Raw genomic sequence first — 19,837 nt, forward strand, 5'->3', positions numbered from 1 at the left:
TTTCAATTTCAACTTGTTAATCTTAACTCCTATTATTTCCCTATTCGGGATCTGGGGATAATTCGTAAGAAACAACAAGAATGAAATAGAGATTTATATCAGCAACCTAAGAGGGATTTTCACTTTTTCGTCGATCTCTCCCAGATAGATTTTTCGTAAATTGGTTCTAAATATCCATACTGGCTCAGGAGTTTTAGTGACAAAAAACTCTTGGAAACGATACGCCCTTTTTTTGATTAGCCATAAGACCTTTTCTAAATCCTCATAAGTTAATCTAGCCTCATAAGGCCATACTAGTTCTACATACACGCTGGATAAATTAGGGTATATTTTGAGAGATGTTGCTCCTCTAATAAATGCTGCCCTAGGGCTCACTATAATGTAATGGTGGAGATATTTTCCTAGATACGGGCGATATTTAGGAGGAACTTTGTAGTCAATTTTACCTCGCTTGATTTTGTCATTTATCAAACTTTCATCTAGAAACCTTGCAACTCTCGTTGAAACGTAGTATATTCTATTAATCTGATATCCATTAGCTTCTAGGTTTCTAACGAGTTTTTTAATGTCTTTTATTTTCCAGCGCCTTGTTATAATAATATCCATTTTTATAGCGTCTGGACCACAAAGGTGATACACATATCCCGTAAGTGTATTGAGATCGTTCTCATCTTCAAAATAGAGTCTGCCATATCTAGTAATTGAATAGTTAATGTCCTCGTAGATATGAATCTCTTCTTCTAAGGATTGAGGTGTTACGTATAGGAACAACGCTCCAAACAACTTCTGGAGCTCTCTTCCCATCTCAATGTCTGATAAGCAGAGAACACCAGTGATATCCTGGAAAGATTTCGGTGGTTTTAATGTCAAGGGTTTGGCTGGCCCTAGTTTTGTAAATAGTTCAATTAAGAAGTTCAGGACAACTCCGCGATACTTCTTGAATTTGTTAGTTATTGTTTCAACGGAGATGAATTGGCTAGGTATACCATGGACATCCAAATATTTTTTAGCATCTTTATATAATGAGCCGATTGTCTCTTTCTCCCCAACAAAAATTGCAGCAATTCTGGCTGGGGCATGGCTTTCTAATACTACTTTGTATAATTTTGGAGGATATGGGCCTTCAATTTCTCCAAAGGGTTTCAATTTTTCGAATAATTGATCAAGAATGCCATTATTTTCATCAGAGAAAACGATAAACACATAATTAGTATGTTTGCTGTATTTTATTAGAGAGACGTATACCTTGTACATACCACTTTCTTTGAAGTTTTCCTTGTACTCGAAAATGTCTTTTAATGTAGTTTCCCATCTGTTAAAGATAGACATCCTCCAGTTGGAAATATCAATATAATCTTCCAGGTATTGTCTTTCGAATTGTAGCGTGCCATAGCTGTGAATATTGACACTAAAGGTATCTCCTAAAGTATCACATAACTGGAGAAATTCTAAAGCTACATTCAGACACTGGTCTGAAGTCCATCTCCTAGGCTGTGATCCGTACGGTTTAGCCCATCCAGGAAATATACTAAGCAGTATCTTTCTGTCACGGGGAAGATAGTTTAAAGTATATACAACCCGCACCCATCCAACATTAGTGACATAATAATCTACTGTTCTGTTTTCTAGATCTATCCGGAATTTTTCTGGGTCCTGTGAGGACACAATTCTTATCATATCCATAAATACTGCGGTTTTTAAGTCTCCCTTGTTGGGAAACTTTTCAAAAGGTATATCTGATATGTATAGGGTAGTGCCAAATTCTGTATGTCTCATCTATAATACCTCCTTGACTTTACTTGTAATCTTATTTTTGAGAGTGTAAAGTGAACGTAGTATGACTACGACTGAACCAAAGTATATAGCAAGCAAAGGCATCCAATAGGATTGATAGACTCGGGGGAAAAATATTGAAATTACTGCAATAACAACATTCCCAAGCAATATTGTCCATAAGGGCATTTTGAAGTCTTTAATAGATCTCGGAATCCAAGATAAAATTGACTCTGGTATTATATCTTCGATACTTACGAGAAGAGCTTCATTGATGTACTGCTCAATCATCCTTAATGCTAGAGTTTTGTCTATAGATGCGATATATTTCCTCCGCTCTGTTTCTGGGAGAGACAATGAGTTGGCATATCCCACATAGTGCAAAAGGATGCCTATTTCAAAAAGAATTTCTATGATACTCTCGTCTAAACTAGATATCCTAACAAAGGAAATAGAGCTATTCAGAGTTTCTAGAATTTTCTTTATTGCGGTATAGTGAAGCACCAAAAATAAGGGATCTTTTGTTTTTGTGTATTTCTTCCACAATAAATACGCCATGATCGGGAGATTTTCAAAATCAGTATCGTCTAAAACTTGCAAAACAGTTTCTGGTGAGGAGGTAAAATCAAATTTCCATATGATACTACCAAATAATCTAAGGATGTTTTCCAGAGGCATAGATTTTAGGTATCTGTTGTTTATTAATTCGTGAAGAAGAGAATCCGTCAGAAGTTCCAGGTCAATTCTGTTGTATCTAAGTATAACATCTAAGAACAAGTATCTACCTACCCAATATTTCAATGTCTCATAAACTCTAAAATGTGATGATCGTTCAAGCATATCAAAAATTTGATTTCTGATAATTGGAACAAGCTCTTTTAATTTACTACTATCTCCACGAACTAAATACAAAATGGAAGCATAGTAAAACTTATCTAGTGAAGGTCTTGAGGGAAGATTCAAATAATTGTCACTAACAGGTAATGAAGAAAAAATAGACACAGAGGTATCCGATGAACGAATCTTAGTATAAAGAGCGGCTAACAAGATAGTGCTGTCCCTATAAGCCTCATGCTTCGTCAGAATTTCTTGAGAAAGACTATCTAGAATAGTCAGTAACATATCTGGATATTCAGCGTATTGAGCTAGACGATCCAGCTCAGTAGAACCCATTAAAGGTTCACCCCAAAGACTTGTCTCACGCTGCAGAAATGATATAACAATCACGAATTATAAGAATTTTGCTCTGTTCTAGACAATACGAGAGGGCTATTCTAAAGTACAAGAGTAAACTCACTGAAAATAATATTATGTCTTGATGATCTAAAAACTCGAAGAGGCAAACAACCTTTGCAAAGCAAAGCTTGACCAAAGTTGAAACTGCCTGATAAAATGTCTCTTTGGATGAGTGCCCCTCTAAATTCTGCAAGTTCGAGAGGATTTCCATTTAACAGAGACTTTAATTTGGAGTCTGCTTTTCTTTTTGACGCCATTTGGGCGTCGTACTTTGAGAGACTTCTTGAAAATTGGCCAGTTAAGAAGAAATCCAACTTAAAATCGCCTTTTTGAAAGAGTGCACACTCAAAAATCAGCATTTTTAGAAGCAGTTAGAATTTTTCCGCCAGCGCCGAAGCTTTTGGGAAAAGCTTCACCAAAAGTTTGTAGCTCTTGGAAAATTTGGGGTATTTGAGTGTGATTACTTCTTGATAGGACGCTCTTAACTTGGAATCTTCTCAACCTGCGAGTTAAAAGGAGTTTCTTTCCGTTGACGCCCTTCGGGCGTCGGTTGAAAGTTAACTCCTCACAAAAGGGTAGGCTTTAATGAATTCCAACACTCCAGAGACCAATCTAACAGCAATCACGCTCTGGAATAGGATTTTGAGAAGGAGCTATGAACCTTGATCAAACTTCGCGAAGGCGAAGTTTGTATTGGTAGCCCCGCCGGGATTCGAACCCGGGTCGCGGGATCCAAAGTCCCGCATGCTTGGCCGCTACACCACGGGGCTGCCCGATAGAAAAAGCCGAGAGGGGACTTATAAAGTTTAGTGAAATTTGCCTACTCAAAGTTCCTCGATAGAGGTTTATCAGAGTTCGTAGCTCTTTCCCAAATGCCCCTTGGAAGGGATTTCTCTTAATTCAGGCCTTGATCATGGAGAATCTCTTGCTAGGAGTTCTTTTTGTAGGTTTGCCTTGCAAAACGCCCGAAGGGCGTCAGAAGAGTGCAAACCCACAAGAGAGCTTGCAATCAAGCTTTGTTCTCCCGGTGTGGAGCACAAGAATATTTAGAGAAATCAAGCTCCAAGTGGTCAATTTAGGAAAGCTACTGACTTTTGGTGAAGCTTTTTCCAAAAGATTCAGAACACAAACTCCTCCACGCTGAACTCCTCAATAACCCTCTCGAAGTCGTGCTCAGGTGCGTAGGTGAAGCCACAGGAAGAGCACTTTAAGACACCGTTCTCTTCATGGAGCGGGGAAAAGCAGACCGGACAGCGGTACTCATCGCGGCTCAGCCCCTCGTAAACCTCGTCCTTCATGACGATTAGGTTGAGCTCGACCTCCCAGTCCTCGTGGAGCATTCCCCAGTAGGGGGTCTCAACCGGATAGAAATCATCGAGGATGAGGGCGTTTATCCCAATCCCCCGAATTCCTGGCGGTAGCTTGCCGGCGGGCTCTATGCTCACCACATACTGGTCGTAGAACTCTATGTGCTCAGCCCTGACTGTCAGACCGCGGGATAGCTTGGAGCGGAGCGGTATGAGCTGGAGGAAAAGGTTCTCCCTCTCAACGTCCCAGCTGGCGCTTATTGAAACGCTCCCCCGGGTAAAGAACTGGGTTATGTATCTTTCATCCCTCTCCTCACCGGCGAGACGAAAACCAATCTTGCTCATCGCCCTCCCAAGGAAGTTCGGCCTCGGGAGCCGCTGGTAGTTCACCAGATACTCACCTATCCACCCGGCTAGGGGCATAGAATAGCCTATGAACGCCTGCCTCTGAACCCGCAGGTAGGCCACGCTGGGGAGCAATTTGAACCCGGGATTCATTCCCATCAAAGAGAGAGCGGCATAATGGTATATATGATTAACGGAAAAGCTAAGAGCCGAAGAACTCGTCGAGGCTTATGCCCTTCTTTTTCTTCTTCATGGAAGACTTTTCCTTCTTGACCGCCTTCTCCAGTCCCTGTGATGGCTTTATCTTTTTCTCCGAGCGCTTGGAAGCCTTGGATTCCTTCTTTTTCTCCGTCCTGGACTTCTGCTTGAGCTTTCCGTTCGCCTTGAGCTCGTCGAGGTAACCGTTTTTGCCGTTGGACTTGCCGGTGCGGGCCTTTATCATCTTCTCGCAGACATCGGCGGAGAAGCCCATCAGCGTCCTCTGCCTTTCAGGGAAGACGTTTTCAAAGAGGGACTTTATGTCCTTCTCTGTCAGGCATATCCTCTGCCTCGTGTAGTCGAGCACGTTGTACTTCGTAACGAGCATCTTTGCAGTGGGGAGGTACTTTTCTATGGCACCCTTGCTGACGGTCAAAACGATCTTTCCGCCGCACTTGGGGCACTTGCCGGTCAGCGGAGGCCTCCTGTACTTGGTGTTGCACTTCACACAGCGGAACTCCTGGCGGGTGAAGCTCCTGAGGTTGCCCCTCAGGTCGGGGACGAGGTGAGAGTTGATTATCGTCTCGGCCACGTGGTGCTCATCGACCGCCCTTATGCGCTCCGCCAGGGCGAGCTGTCTCTCGACCTTCTCGACCATGTCGCCGAGCTGTTTGTACAGGCTCATCTTCGGGCCGAGGCCGATGTCATCGGTATCGTGGGTGAACTTAAGCCCCTCGTACATCTCAGGTTTACCGAGCCTGTCCTCAACGCGCTCGATGAACTTAATCTCCTTAGGCGACTTCATCTCGTAGGTGGCGCTGTAGAATTCCAGCGGATAGTAGCGGACGACGTCCATGTTGTGGACCTCGCTGTCAACCTCCCTTGGATCGAGGCGCGTGGTAACGACCAGAGGTGCGTCCATCTTGCCGCCGCGCTTTTCTGGCAGATAGTAACGTGAAAAGTTCAAAAGTGCATCCATAAGTAACATTACACTATCCTCATCTCCGTCACAGTTGCGTCTTTTTGCCGCATGATAATACGGGTGTGCATAACCCACAAGCACATCTGAGAACCCGATTATCCTGCCAATGATTCCGGCCGAGGTGTGCGGGGCGAGGCCGATGACAAGGTGGCCGACCAAGTCCTCCATCTTCTCGGCGTTGTAGAACCTCGGTAGGCCGTAGAACTTTTCCAGGAGGTCGTCTATGAAGCGGGTCACCTTGAGGAGGTAGCGACCGGCCTCGTAGGGCAGTATGACGTCCTGGACTTTGAGTTCCAGTATCTGGTCGTCCCTCTCAAGCGGTCTGCCCTCGAAGTCGCGGGTGTAGCCGAGCTCGCGGAGCTTCTCAACGCTCGTGCCGATCTCCCTCGGCTTGAAATGGGTTATCGGGGCATCGGTGGCGTCGAAGCGAATGGTGCCGTCCTTAAAGACGTAGACGTCGTTTTTGGCACGGAGAATGCCCTTCTCCAGCGGCTCGGCCATCTTGTAGCCGGAGGTCATGCCCTGGACGCCCTTGAGCTTGTCGATACCATAGACCTTCACGTTCTCCATGGCGGCGCGGAGAAGTTCCGAGGGCTTTATGGTTCTCCTCGCGTAGGGCTTCAGCTCCATTCCGCACTTGGGGCAGTGGAAGTCAAAGCCCTCGGCCTCGTTCTTGGAATAGTCAACGTTGCACTTGGCGCAGTGCCAGAGGAGTTCCTTTCTGGTGCCGCAGCGCGGGCAGATGTGCTCCGGCCCGGTGTGACCGCATTCCTGACAGCGGAAGAAGGCTATCTCAACACTCGTTACCTTTCCTTCCTCGGCGGCCTTTTTGATGTCCCTGCTGGAGCCACCAGCGAGGCCGATCGGGAAGAGAACCTGAACCGGCGGCTTCATCTTCCTCTCCTTGGCCTTCTCAGGTCTGCCCATGCGCGCGCCGATCCAGCTTATTCCCCTGTCACGGAGCTTTATCCGGTTGTTCTCATTGATAATGTCTATGACGGTGAAGAACGGCCTGGCCTTGAACTCCCATTCAAGGTTGCCGAGGGGTGTTAACAGGGCGGCGCTCCACGGGTAATCGATTACTATGACCTTCTTCCGATCCTCAGTCTTCTCAAGCCTGTGGGGGAGGCCGAGGAGCTCAAGGTAGCGCTTGATCCGGGGGTCGTTCTCCAGGACCACTTTCCTCGCGAACTTGTTCTTCATGTGTTCGTCCCACTCGATTTGGGCTCCCAGCAAAGCCATCTGGAGCCCTTCCACTTCCTCCGGTTTGAGCGTGTTCCAGTAGAGGGTGTAGTAGGGGTGAAACGGGATCTCCAGAACCTTTGAAAGGTGTATGGCAACCTCAACGTCAGGTCTCACGCGGAGTGGGTCTTTCAGCAGACTTTCGAGAAAGTCCGGGTCGAGTTCTATGTATTCAGCGGCCTCCTCAACGGCCTCGCGCGGGTTGTCGGAGAAGGGCCTGAGCTCGACCTCGTAGGTTTCGGCTACAGCTCTGACGAACTCCTGAATCCACCATTCCTCGACGTAGTTGGCCGGGAGGAGGGTCTGGTTGTTCTCGACGAAATCGCCGAAGTTCACCAAAGCATCGCCGACATAGAGTATCTCCTCGATTTTGTCCCTGATTCTGAGGGCGGTCTTGTAGTCATCCACGCGTATGACGCTTCCGTCCTTGAGCTTGACTATCGGTCCCTCGACGGTGGTTGCCGGTGTCACTATGCAGCCCTTGCCGGGCCTCTCCGTCTTCATCTGGGTCCCAATGGCTATGAACTCGTCCAAGACCAGCATGGTCGCGGGGTTGACGCTCCATGTTGCGAATCCGCTGACGCGGGAGCGGCCATATCTGAGCCGGAAGCCACCGTTCTTTGAGGGCTCGGCGAAGAGGGGCCTACCACCGATTATCTCCTTTGTATACTTCTTGTTTGGGGCTATGTTTGCCCGAAAGCGCTCGTAGAGCTCGTAGTAGAAGCCTTTCTCAACCTTCTCCCCTACTTCCGCTTTGCCCGCTTCCTCGGCCTTGGAATCCTCGGAAGGCTTTTCCTCGGCAGACTTGCCCTTTTCCTTGGCCTCGACGAACTCCTTTATCCAGTCCCAGCCGTCAACACCCATCTTGTCTATGTACTTGACGAGCTTCTTGGCCTTCTGAAGGACACCCTCGGCGAGAACGAGAATCGCACCACCGCGAAGGTGATTGGTCTCAATGCCGGGAACGTCCCTGTGGGAAACCTCTACCTTATCCGTCTCCTCACCGGTTATCTCGATGGGGATGTTCTTCATGGCGAGCCTTACCTCGTCGGCCTCCGGGTGGTACTGGAGGCGTGTAACAGCGCGGTGGTAGAGGTCTATCTCCTCGACCATTCTCTCTATGTGCTTCTCGCTGGGCTTGAAACGGTCGAGGCCGAGCTTCTTCCTGACGTAGTCCCCCACGAGGACGCTCAAAGCCTGCGCCGTTCCGCCGGAGCTCCTTATCGGCCCCGCGTAGTAGAGGGCGAGATATTCGGAGTTATCTTCCCAGATGTTGCGTTTGATTTTAACGTCCGCTATTCCCTCCAGGGGAGCGGAGACTATACCCTCCGTGAGAATGGCCAGTGCTGTCCTGACGGCCTGCTCGGCGTAGCGCTCCTTGCTTCCGAGGTCGCCGAACTTACCGTCTATAATCTCATCGACCACCTTCAGAGCGGCCAGTTCTTTACCGTACTCCTTGACGAGCTCCCGGATTCTCTCGGCGACACCCTTGGGTCCGACGAGGCTCTCAACACGGCCGGCCATGTCCGTGGCCTGGGGAACCTCAACCTCCAGGCTGGGATCCTTACCCTGTTCGCGGGCCTTTCTCGCTATCTCGTAGGCCCTGTCTATCTCGCGCTGGAGAGATTCAAAGTAAGCCTTCATCTCGGGAGAATAAATCTCGGTCATTTCAGACACCCTCGCAGTACTCATCGAATCTGATAACGGCCCTCAGCCGGGCCGTCTCGATGTCTATTATCGGAACCCTCGCCGGGGTCGGAACGATGTTCACCATCTTCTGGAATTCGGTCTGTGCCTGCCATGTTCCAGTGTTTATCAGGAAAACACCGTTGTACATCTTGTACTGCATGACGTGGACGTGGCCGGCTTGGAACAGATCCGGAACGGACTCTATGACGAGCGTATCCTCCGAGTCAGGTGCGATGGGAACCTTCTCCCCAAAGGTCGGGGCTAAGTGGCGGAGCTTGAGCAGGTCCAGCATCGCCTCCGCCGGCCGGTGGTGGCTTCTGTTGGGAAGGGCCGTGACGACGTCCTCTATCCCCCTACCGTGAGCTATGAGAAAATCCCTGCCGTGGAGCCGTATCACGGCCGGATTGCTTATGATGATCGCGTTTTTTAGCTTTAGAAGGGGCCTGGCATACTCTTCATAGAAGCCCGGCTGCGGTAGGGCAGTTCTGGCCGCATCGTGGTTGCCCGGGCCGATGAACATGGTTATGTGATCCGGCACGTTGCTCAGCAGATTCGCGAGTGCCTCGTACTGGTCGAAGATGTCAGGAATGGCGAGCTCGTTGTACTGGCCGGGATAGATACCGATGCCGTCGACAACATCACCGGCGATTATCATGTACTTAATCCTGCTGACGAACTCCTCCTCAGCCTTGTTGTTAACGTCGCCGTTGAGCCACTCCAGGAAGCGCATGAATGCCTTTTCGCAGAACTTGTTTGAACCGACGTGAACGTCGCTGAGAAGAACGGCGTACACCTTCTCTTCAAGGGGCGGCTTCTCGCGTTTGAACTTGGGGACGTCCGGGAGGTAAATCCTGTTCGCAAAGAATATTCCCCGTCCAGAGTAGCGGCCCCTGAAGGCCACCACTGCATCGGGCATTATCTCAAAGAACTTCTTGCTCTCCTCGTTGTTGCGGTTTATGAAGACCTTGATGACACCGGTATTGTCCTCCACCTCGAACATGAAGCCCTTTGCGGTTTCGCGCTTGCTGTTCACAAGGCCGATTATCGTCACCTCATCGTCGCTCTTCACATAGCCCAGCTTGGCTATGTCTATCACCCCACCAATCTCAGGGTTCTCGCGGAGGATTCTGCGCATCTTCTTGAGCCTGCTCCTGAAGTAGTCGGAGTAGACCTTGACTATGAGGTCACCCTCCTTGCCGGCGGCGTTTTTGGCCTTGGGGAGGGCAAATTTAACGTTCTTCACATCAAAAGTTATCTCATAATCATTGGGTATTTCCTTTGCCAGGTAGTGGAAGCCCGCCTTGGGCGAGATTTTGAAATCGGAGTAGACCGAGTAGCTCTTCTCCTCCTCGGGAACCTCCTCACCCACGTATGCGATGGGCACCCCATAGTCACCGTAGACCACCTTGGGTTTAATCCCGTTTCCGTTCTCCTCCCCGTTAACGTAGCCGTTATTGTATCCGTTGCCATTTTCGGGGGGAGCTTCCTCAACGACGGCTTCACTTTCCACGGGAAGGCTTTCATCTGAGGCCTCCGATAATATGGGCTCTTCAACTTTGGTTTCGGATTCGAAGTCCCCCCCGACCTCTGAGGTCTCGACATCTCCAGTGGAAATGAAACTCTCCCCCCCGGAAAAACTGCCTTCTTCTCCTCCAGATTGCAAAATTTCATGGGTTTCCTCACTGCTTTCAAGGACAGTTCCAGTGGAAATGGACGTTTGAGAAGCACTAACTAAAGAAGGCGTTGATTTGCCCATTTCCGTTGAAGAACCAGTCAACACACCAGATTCGCCGAAATCAGATGATTCCTCAGAGATTTCCACAGCGGGGGTTGACTCCGGCGAGAGGTATCCTTCAATAGAAGGCGCTTCTTGGGGGGAAGACTCTGTGGAACTTTCCATTGGAGAGACACCCTTCCATGACAGGAACTCCTTTGCCAGTGCTGAGTCTACCACAAAGGTTCCCTTTGACTTTGCAAACTTTATGAGCTCCGCGAGCGTGAAGTCTCTCTTATAGGCGTCAACGAGAAGGTAGTAAGCCAATGGAGTGATTAGATAGTTGTTGGACATCAAATCCTCGATCAGACCCATCAGAGCAGCCTCCTCTGGCGGGACATGCTCACGGTGAGCACGGTCTGGAGCTGGTGGTCATGGCGATATATGTTTTTCACCTTATAAGGAGTTACGTTCAGGCGGATTTCCTTGGTCCTCCCATAGCGCCCCTTGCTGACGACCTTCGCGTTGATGATGCCCAGCATATCGAGCTCATTGATGAGGTCGCTGACGCGCCTCTGGGTGAGGGGTTCGAGGTCAATGTGGTCGCAGAGGGACTTGTAAACCGAGTAAACGTCACCGGTGTTGGCCGGAAGCTCGCCGTTCTCATCGAGCAGGACTATCGCGTAGAGGAGAACCTTCGAGTGCAGGGGGAGCGTCTTTATGACCTCCTCCATGGTGTCCTGCTCTATCTTCTCCTGGGCCTTCCAGACGTGCCTCTCAGTTACCTTGCTGGCCCCCTCGCGCTCGGCTATCTCGCCGGCGACGCGGAGCAGATCAAGGGCTCTCCTCGCGTCGCCGTGTTCCCTTGCAGCCAGAGCTGCACAGAGGGGCACGACCCCATCATCCAGAACGCCCTCGTTAAACGCGCTCTCGGCACGCTGCATGAGTATGTCCCTGAGCTGGTTGGCGTCATATGGAGGAAAGACAACCTCTTCCTCGCTCAGGCTTGAGAGGACGCGGGCATCGAGGTACTCCTTGAACTTGAGGTCGTTGGATATGCCGATTATGCTGACCTTTGCCCTGGAAAGCTCCGTGTTTATTCTTGTGAGGGAATACAGTATATCGTCGCCGCTCTTCTTGATGAGCTTGTCTATCTCGTCCAGGACGATTATAACGAAGCGCTCCTTGGCGTCTATAACCTCCTTGAGCTTGGCGTAGACCTCATCGGTCGGCCAGCCGACGAGGGGAACCTCGACACCGCTCTCCAGCTTAAAATAGTTCACGATGTTCGCCAGGACACGGTACTGAGTATCGACTATCTCGCAGTTGACGTAGATAACATCCACTGGAACATTGTACTTCAGGGATATTTTCTTGAGCTCCTCTGTCACGAACTTGATCGTTACAGTCTTACCAGTTCCGGTTTTTCCATAAACGAAAACGTTGGAGGGAGTCTCACCGCGTAGAACGGGAACCAGAATATGAGCGAGGTTCTCAATCTGCTCACGCCTGTGGGGAAGCTCCTTGGGCGTGTAGCTGTGCCTGAGGACCTCCTTATTCTTAAAGATCTTCTTGGCGTGAAGGTACTTCTCAAAGATTGAATCAAGATAACTGTCGTCCATGGGCACCACCCACTCCACTGGAAATCCAGCCCCATCGTTGATTTTTATTCATGAAATCCCTTATTTGTTGAACACGTGATAATTCTATATCCCATAGTTGTCAATTAGCCAATTTTATCGAAGAGATCCTGAACATCAAACATGTGCTCCAGAGGAAGCACCGGATGCAGAGGAAAGCATAGATAATCGAGCCGAGGGGTTTATATGCCTTGTTGAACAGGTGGATGTAAAAAGGCAAGCGGAAAATAGGGGAGATAACCAGGAAAAAGAAGGCAAAATCATCCTTCTTTGTCGCGTAGTTGCCCTATCACAGCACCAAGGGCGGCGCCGAGAAGCTCTCTGGCGCCTTTCTCTGCACCCACAGGCTACTCCAAGGATACCCACCAGAACCATCTTAGGGAGCATGACAGTTGTGCAGCCACAGAGCCCAACCAGGGTACACAAACTACCCATGAACAGGACCCGAAGAACCAGCAGAAAGATAAAAATCAGAAGTAGCCAACGTCCTTTCCCCGCTCCTCCATTTCTTTCTTGGCCGAGAATACCTCGTCGAGCAGGTTCTTGGCGTCCTCAACGCTCATTCCAACTTTGACAGTGAGGAACCTCATCAGCTCCTCCCGGCTGGCACCGTGATCAACCCTCTCCAGAACCATCCCAACGATGCGATCAAAAATCTCCCTTGCAAATGCCTCCTCAAGACCGAGCTCTGAAACGGCAGACATCAGCCCTATGAGGAGAGATGTTAGGGCGTCGTTGAACTCCTCCTTGCCAAGGGTCTTCTTGTCCAGATCAACGCGAAGGTAAACGTCATCGTCCATGCCCGAGAGTGTGAACTTCATCAGGTTCACCTGGTCGTTGAGGCGCAGGAGAGTGTGATACACCTTGAGCTTCTCGTCCTTTGTCATGGAGAACGTCTCCAAACCCAGCGGCACCAGCAGGTGGATAAAGTCCTCCGAGAAGACCACCAGCAGGGAGAAAGGCATCCTTGGATGCTCCGCCACGTACATACCAGGCCTCATCTCCTTAACTGACCAGGGGAGGTCAACGATGTCTTCGGCCTTATCGTTGCCGGCCCGCAACCACTCCAGAACCATATTCTCAATGTCCTCCATGCGAACCACCAACACAAATTGGTCAAAGGGGTTAATAACGTTGCACCCGAAGCGGAGGTTTCCACAGGAAGCAGAGGGGTTCTAAGTACAGCAATATACATTGGAAGTTTCAATTCGTAAAGGAATCTATGAATACATTCGGTCATTTCAACTGAAGGAGGAATGCACGTTTATGGATATCCACACAAGTACGTTAGAGTAATCTTCTGGACATTTTAGGAAAATAGATGTGTTAACATCACGGCAGGTAGGTTAACAAACAATACCCCCAGGGAGTTTCATTTCCTGTGGAGCACGGCTTTGGCTACTCCCATAACTGTTTTGTGTTCTTGGTGAAACTCTCCCGTCTTTTCTACAACTTCTGATATTTATAGATTTTCATGAACAATGTTCATAAAAATAATGCAATCATAGAAAATGATGAAAATTAGTCCAATAGGAATCCGCCACTATTTAAAAGCCATGGATTTGGCGTTTGTAAGATGCTTTATAAATTCCCCTTTCCATAAATCCTCTGACTAAATCCTTCCATCTCCAAAACTGGGTTCCAGTGGAAATGAAACTCTGGGGGGTCTTTCAGATGGGCATCGAAAAAGACCTCTGTTTCCACTGGAAAAATGAGTCCATCCGTGGATGTGTAGGGGCATGAGTGATAATTTTTTAAAGCAGGCATCGTAGTGTACACCATGATTCCGGTACCGGTGGTCAGAAAACTTCTCAGAATGAAGGTCAAGGTCAGCAGGAATCGCCTCCTCCAAATAGCGGCGCTTGTGCTCCTGCTGGCGGTTGTTTTCGCGTTCCTGTTTATGTACTTTGAGAATGTGGGCTTTTACACGGCTTTTTACTGGGCAGTCATAACGATGGCCACGATAGGGTACGGGGATATAACGCCCCAGACAGAAGCCGGCCGTGCCGTGGCTATGGTCGCTGCCGTTGCCGGAATATCAACGTTCACGGCTCTCGTTTCAATTCTGGCTGAATACTTCATTTCATCGTCTCTGAGGAGGATGATGGGCATGCACAGCGTTAGGTATTCCGGACACTACGTGATAATCGGCCGCGGGAGCAGCATCCCCAGCTGTGTGGATGAACTCATGTCCGCGATTTCCAGTGGAGAGATAGAGATGCGGCCGATTGTAGTGGTCTTCCCCGACGAGAGCGAGAGGAAGAAGGTTGAGCTTCCAGAGGAAGTGGAGGTTCTCATAGGCGATCCCACGAACCCAGAAACGCTGGAACGCGCCCACGTGAGGGGGGCATCCTACGTCATCCTTGCCCTGGAAGACGACTCGAAGTCAGTATTCACGACTCTCATGGTGAAGCGCATGTCTAACGCGAAGGTCTTCGTCGAGGCCCTCCGCGGCGAGAGCATGGAGCTGCTCAAAGGTGCTGGGGCCGACAGGGTAATACTCAGCAGAAGTCTCGCTGGAAGGCTCCTCGCAAGCTCCGTTTTCGAACCAGAGGTTGTGGACGTCATAGACGACCTTACAACGGCCACCGGTGGCTACGACATCTCCGTCCTGGAGCGGAGGGAGCTGTGGGGCATTCCATACATCGAGGCAATGAAGCGCCTCCGCAATGAGGGCTACTTCCTCCTCGGTTATTACAAGGAGGAACCCGTTCTCAACCCGGCACTTGAAGAGGAGATTCCTAGGGGGTCAAAACTGATCGTCATAAAACCTGGCTCTTCCAGTGGAAGGGGATGATGGCGTTGCCCCCCAAGCTCTGTCATTGGGGATACATCCGATTTTCACTAAAGTAGCTCTGCAATGGTGTGAATTTGCAGCATGGCCCGGTACTCACCATTCTTATCCTTCGCTCCATCGGAAAGAAAAGTATATAACCCTTCGGCTTTTTACCCCTATGAAAGGTAGTTGTAGCGGGTGAGTGAGATGCCACGGAAGAAGAAGGCTGACGATGAAATAAAAGAGCTCGAAGAGTTTGAGGAGCTCGATGTCGTTGCTGAGTCCCCGTCAAGCTCAACCAAGAAAAAGAAAGAGAAGGAGATAAAGACCCTTGAAGACCTCCCCGGTGTCGGGCCGGCAACCGCCGAGAAGCTTCGTGAGGCCGGCTACGACAGCATCGAGGCCATAGCAGTTGCCTCTCCGATGGAGCTCAAGGAGATAGCGGGAATAAGCGAGGGTGCGGCGCTCAAGATAATCCAGGCCGCCAGAGAGGCCGCCAACATCGGAACCTTCATGCGGGCGGACGAGTACATGGAGAAGCGCAGAACCATAGGCAGGATTTCCACTGGAAGCAAGAGCCTCGACAAACTCGTCGGCGGCGGAGTTGAGACCCAGGCGATAACTGAAGTGTTCGGTGAGTTCGGTTCCGGAAAGACCCAGCTGGCGCACACCCTCGCGGTGATGGTTCAGCTCCCCGAGGAGGAGGGCGGCCTTCACGGTTCGGTCATATGGATAGACACCGAGAACACCTTCAGACCGGAGAGGATAAGGCAGATCGCCGAGAACCGCGGCCTTGACCCCGACGAGACCCTTAAGAACATCTATGTCGCCCGCGCTTTCAACAGCAACCACCAGATGCTCCTCATTGAAAAGGCGGAGGAGATAATCAAAGAGAAGGCTGAAACCGACAGGCCGGTAAAGTTGCTCGTCGTCGACTCACTCATGGCCCACTTCAGGAGCGAGTACGTCGGCAGGGGGACGCTCGCGGAGAGGCAGCAGAAGCTGGCGAAGCACCTCTCGGACCTGCACAGGATAGCGGACCTCTACGACATAGCCGTCTTCGTTACCAACCAGGTTCAGGCGAAGCCAGACGCCTTCTTCGGCGACCCGACGAGGCCCGTCGGTGGACACATCCTCGCCCACAGCGCCACGCTCAGGATATACCTCAGGAAGGGCAAGGCTGGAAAGCGCGTCGCCAGGCTCATAGACAGCCCGCACCTTCCCGAGGGAGAGGCGATCTTCAGGATAACCGACAAGGGCGTCGAGGACTGAGTTAGCTTTTTAACCCCTCTTCTTTACCCATTCCCATGTCAAAGGTTGAGGCAGTGACGAACCCCTCCCGCGAGGAACTCCTCAGGATAATCGATTCCGCGCTATCAACAGAGGTAATGCTGACGATTTTTGCCCGTTGTAAGGTTCATTACGACGGCAGGGCCAAGAGTGAACTCGGCTCCGGCGACAGGGTGATAATAATCAAACCGGACGGCGCTTTTCTTATCCATCAGAGCAAGAAGCGTGAGCCTGTCAACTGGCAACCGCCGGGGAGCTTCGTAACCGTCGAGAAGCGCGATGGTGTAGTTATCCTTCGCTCCGTGAGGAGAAAGCCGAGGGAGATACTTGAGGTCGAGCTGGAGGGGGTTTACCTTGTTTCTCTGTTCAAGGCCGAGGACTACGAGGAACTTGCTTTGACAGGCAGCGAGGCCGAGATGGCGGAGTTCATCTTTAAAAATCCCAAACTCATCGAGCCGGGCTTCAAGCCCCTCTTCAGGGAAAAGCAGATCGGCCACGGCATAGTTGACATCCTCGGACGCGATAGGGACGGCAACCTCGTCGTCCTTGAGCTGAAGCGCAGGAAGGCTGACCTTCATGCCGTCAGCCAGCTAAAGCGCTACGTTGAGGCCCTGAGAAAGGAGCACGACAATGTTAGGGGGATACTCGTTGCACCGTCCCTGACATCCGGTGCCAAGAGGCTCCTCGAAAAGGAGGGCCTTGAGTTCAGAAAGGTTCAGCCGCCAAAGAGGGAAAAGCTCGGAAAAGGCAGGCAAAAGACCCTGTTTTAGCCTATGTCCATCTCCTGTGGCAGCATCTCGCGAACCCTGACTACCAGCACCGTGTTTCTCTTCCTCACCTCAACTATTCTTCCGAGGCCGATGAGCCTCACCTGGGCCCGGCACACTGTCACTTCCCTCTCGTCGCTCTCTTCCCAGGGAATCCTCTGTTCCATGCTCTCCAGGCGGAGTATCTCCGCCAGGAGTCCCTCGGTGCCCACCGTGACGTCCTGGAAAGTCTCGTAGGTCAGGAAAACCCTCCCGAGCTCGCGGGCCCTTTCGAGCGCAATGACGTTCCTCGCGCTCCTTATCTCCAGGGTTTTGTATGGGCTCCTCAAAAGCTCGTCGAGAACCCGTCTCGCGATTCCGGCGAGGGTTATCGCCTCCATGCTCTCACCTCACAGGTAGATGCTCTCGTACTGCTTCTCAGTTTTCCTCCTGGCCTGCTCCATCTGCTCGTGCATCTTCCTCAGCTGGGCCTCTATCATCTCTGCTTCCTTGAGCAGGGGCTCTGTTGAGACCTCTATGGGCGTCAGCTTCTTCAGGACCTCTATGACGTTTGCGGCGGCCCTCGGGTCGGGTCTGTCCCCAAAGGTCTCCCCTAAGAGGACGTAGGCGTCGAGTTTTTCCTTGCTTGCTTCCCAGAGGAGCTTTCCGCTCATCCCCATTATCGAGCCGTACTGGAGGATTTTCACTCCCAGGTTCTCAAGCTCCCTGTTCAGCTCTTCCTTAGCCCCAACTCCCCAGACGTCCATCTTCTCCTTGAAGAGACCTATGCCTATGCCCCCCAGGGATACAATCTTGTCCGCGCCCATGTCCTTGAGGTACCTCACGAGCTCCCGGGCTATCTCGCTCACTAAGGTGGGCGGGACGTAGATGTCCGCCACGGCGAGTATTATGTTGTCCTTTCCATAGAACCTGAGCGGAGGATTGGGCTTTCCGTTAAGGATCAGCGCCATGGGCGGGATGAACGGGCTCTCCACGTAGCCTATCATCTCCATCTCCAGCTCCTTGGCAAGAAAGTTGGCTGCTATGTGCCCCACGAGGCCTATCCCGGGATAGCCCTCTATCAGTATGGGGTTCCTTATCTCGGGGAGCACTATCCTGACTGGACTTCCGTTTTCCACGGTACCACCCCCGCAAGAATTTAGTTTCCAAAGGTTATTAAATTTTCGTTCCCGCCTACGTGCCCCCCTTCATTTCCTCCTTTATTCTCAACTCGTACCAGATGAACCCTCCGAGCACCCAGCCCACCATAAAGACCACAAGCCAGCCGACAGATAGTTTAACCCCCGAACCCAGAAGATGGAATGCGAGTAGTGTCCCTACGAACCAGCCAAGGACTCCCGCGAGGGTCCAGGATACGAGCCACCTGGTTCCCGGATCCTGCAGCATGGTCTCCCCACTCTCAGTTGGGCATCATACCCTTAAGCTTTATTCCGAGTTGTGTTTCCACTGGAAAAGCAACCCTTAAATAACTGGGGCTTTATTTTTACAGGGTGATGTCTATGGTGAGGATAGGTATCATAGGTGGTTCGGGCGTTTACGGCGTTTTCGAGCCTAAAGAAAGCGTCAAGGTGCACACTCCCTACGGCAGGCCTTCGGCTCCAGTGGAAATCGGGGAGATAGAGGGCGTTGAGGTCGCATTCATACCGAGGCACGGGAAGAACCACGAGTTCCCGCCGCACGAAGTGCCCTACAGGGCGAACATCTGGGCCCTCAAGGAGCTCGGCGTCGAGAGGGTTATCGGGATCACGGCAGTGGGCTCACTCCGCGAGGAGTACAAGCCCGGCGACATAGTCATAACCGACCAGTTCATCGACTTCACGAAGAAGAGGGACTACACATTCTACAACGGGCCGAGGGTTGCCCACGTCTCGATGGCCGACCCCTTCTGCCCGGAGATGAGGAAGATTTTCTATGAGACGGCAAAGGAGCTTGGCTTTACCGTCCATGAGAAGGGCACCTACGTCTGCATTGAAGGCCCGAGGTTCTCAACCCGTGCCGAGTCGATGATGTTCAGGCAGTACGCCCACATCATCGGAATGACCCTCGTCCCGGAGATAAACCTCGCCAGGGAGCTGGGTATGTGCTACGCCAACATAGCGACGGTAACGGACTACGACGTCTGGGCTGACAAGCCGGTTGACGCCCAGGAAGTTCTCAGGGTCATGGCCGAGAACAACTACAAGGTTCAGGAGCTGCTCAAGAGGGCCATCCCGCGGATCCCCGAGGAGAGAAAGTGCGGCTGTGCCGACGTGCTGAAGAGCATGTTCGTCTGATTTCTTTTCTCCGTCACCTTTTTAACTTCCACCGGAAACACACCCCTTTAAAACAGGGGTGGTGGTCATGAACATTCTCATCAAAAACGGTCGCGTCCTCTACGGGGAGAGCTTTGAGGTGGTCGAGGCAGATGTCCTCATCGACGGGAACCGAATCGTCAGGGTGGGCAAAAACATCACAGAGCCTGCAGACACGGTCATAGACGCAAAGGGAAAGGTGGTTTCTCCGGCATTCATCAACCTCCACACCCACTCGCCCATGGGCCTCTTCCGCGGTCTCGCCGACGACCTTCCCCTCATGGACTGGCTCCAGAACCACATATGGCCGAGGGAGGCGAAGCTAACCCGCGAATACACCAAGGTCGGGGCATATCTCGGAGCGCTGGAGATGATAAAGACAGGAACGACGGCATTTCTGGACATGTACTTCTTCATGGACACCGTTGCTGAGGTTGTTCTTGAGTCTGGCCTTCGCGGTTACCTCTCCTATGGCATGATAGACCTCGGCGATCCAGAGAAGACCGAGAAGGAAATAAAGGAGGCCCTCCGCACGATGGAGTTCATAGAGGGGCTTAACTCAGACAGGGTTCACTTCGTCTTCGGGC

Annotated in this window: 15 protein-coding genes and 1 tRNA gene; 5 read left to right on the forward strand and 11 right to left on the reverse strand. The window is 51.0% G+C overall.

Annotated features, from left to right (window positions below; translation table 11 throughout):
* Positions 1-93: 93 nt before the first annotated feature.
* From F7C11_RS09455 to F7C11_RS09490, 8 genes are all read right to left on the reverse strand, one after another.
* The gene (locus tag F7C11_RS09455) at positions 94-1,776 is read right to left on the reverse strand and encodes a hypothetical protein (RefSeq protein WP_297092926.1); all 1,683 of its coding nucleotides are present in this window, start codon (positions 1,774-1,776) and stop codon (positions 94-96) included.
* A complete protein-coding gene (locus tag F7C11_RS09460; protein ID WP_297092927.1) occupies positions 1,777-2,946 on the reverse strand; it encodes a hypothetical protein in 1,170 nt (389 codons plus the stop codon).
* Positions 2,947-3,703: 757 nt separating this feature from the next.
* Positions 3,704-3,779: transfer RNA gene (locus F7C11_RS09465), tRNA-Gln, on the reverse strand.
* A gap of 348 nt (positions 3,780-4,127) precedes the next feature.
* On the reverse strand, positions 4,128-4,814 hold the full coding sequence (locus F7C11_RS09470) for a hypothetical protein (protein WP_297092964.1): 687 nt from the start codon (positions 4,812-4,814) through the stop codon (positions 4,128-4,130).
* 49 nt (positions 4,815-4,863) lie between these two features.
* On the reverse strand, positions 4,864-8,751 hold the full coding sequence (locus F7C11_RS09475; protein ID WP_297092928.1) for a DNA-directed DNA polymerase II large subunit: 3,888 nt from the start codon (positions 8,749-8,751) through the stop codon (positions 4,864-4,866).
* A gap of 1 nt (position 8,752) precedes the next feature.
* Positions 8,753-10,861, reverse strand: coding sequence for a DNA-directed DNA polymerase II small subunit (locus F7C11_RS09480; RefSeq protein ID WP_297092929.1), 2,109 nt, complete (start codon positions 10,859-10,861; stop codon positions 8,753-8,755).
* Entirely contained in the window at positions 10,861-12,108 is a 1,248-nt protein-coding gene (locus tag F7C11_RS09485; protein ID WP_297092930.1) for an ORC1-type DNA replication protein, read from the reverse strand. The genes F7C11_RS09480 and F7C11_RS09485 overlap by 1 nt, the downstream gene beginning before the upstream one ends.
* A 488-nt stretch (positions 12,109-12,596) precedes the next feature.
* Positions 12,597-13,220 carry a DNA-binding protein gene (locus tag F7C11_RS09490; RefSeq protein WP_297092965.1) on the reverse strand — a complete coding sequence of 208 codons (624 nt, stop codon included), beginning with the start codon at positions 13,218-13,220 and terminating at the stop codon, positions 12,597-12,599.
* Positions 13,221-13,906: 686 nt separating this feature from the next.
* On the opposite strand from F7C11_RS09490, the gene F7C11_RS09495 reads away from it, so the two are divergent.
* From F7C11_RS09495 to nucS, 3 genes are all read left to right on the forward strand, one after another.
* On the forward strand, positions 13,907-14,923 hold the full coding sequence (locus F7C11_RS09495) for a TrkA family potassium uptake protein (RefSeq protein WP_297092931.1): 1,017 nt from the start codon (positions 13,907-13,909) through the stop codon (positions 14,921-14,923).
* Between the two features lie 186 nt (positions 14,924-15,109).
* A complete protein-coding gene (gene radA, locus F7C11_RS09500) occupies positions 15,110-16,174 on the forward strand; it encodes a DNA repair and recombination protein RadA (RefSeq protein WP_297092932.1) in 1,065 nt (354 codons plus the stop codon).
* 35 nt (positions 16,175-16,209) lie between these two features.
* A complete protein-coding gene (gene nucS / locus F7C11_RS09505) occupies positions 16,210-16,962 on the forward strand; it encodes an endonuclease NucS (RefSeq protein ID WP_297092933.1) in 753 nt (250 codons plus the stop codon).
* Here nucS and F7C11_RS09510 read toward each other — a convergent pair.
* From F7C11_RS09510 to F7C11_RS09520, 3 genes are read right to left on the reverse strand one after another with little or no spacing between them, the layout of a single operon-like run.
* Complete coding sequence (locus F7C11_RS09510; RefSeq protein WP_297092934.1) at positions 16,959-17,339, reverse strand: DUF473 domain-containing protein; 381 nt, start codon at positions 17,337-17,339, stop codon at positions 16,959-16,961. The two genes, nucS and F7C11_RS09510, sit on opposite strands and share 4 nt — an antisense overlap.
* A gap of 9 nt (positions 17,340-17,348) precedes the next feature.
* The gene (locus tag F7C11_RS09515) at positions 17,349-18,077 is read right to left on the reverse strand and encodes a proteasome assembly chaperone family protein (protein WP_297092935.1); all 729 of its coding nucleotides are present in this window, start codon (positions 18,075-18,077) and stop codon (positions 17,349-17,351) included.
* Positions 18,078-18,132: 55 nt separating this feature from the next.
* The gene (locus F7C11_RS09520) at positions 18,133-18,345 is read right to left on the reverse strand and encodes a hypothetical protein (protein WP_297092936.1); all 213 of its coding nucleotides are present in this window, start codon (positions 18,343-18,345) and stop codon (positions 18,133-18,135) included.
* A 113-nt stretch (positions 18,346-18,458) separates the two neighbouring features.
* On the opposite strand from F7C11_RS09520, the gene F7C11_RS09525 reads away from it, so the two are divergent.
* Complete coding sequence (locus tag F7C11_RS09525; protein WP_297092966.1) at positions 18,459-19,232, forward strand: S-methyl-5'-thioadenosine phosphorylase; 774 nt, start codon at positions 18,459-18,461, stop codon at positions 19,230-19,232.
* 67 nt (positions 19,233-19,299) lie between these two features.
* Positions 19,300-19,837 (forward strand): amidohydrolase family protein (locus F7C11_RS09530; protein ID WP_297092967.1); only part of this gene is annotated, 538 nt, incomplete at its 3' end.

Source organism: Thermococcus sp. (assembly GCF_015521605.1).
Classification (GTDB): Archaea; Methanobacteriota_B; Thermococci; order Thermococcales; family Thermococcaceae; genus Thermococcus.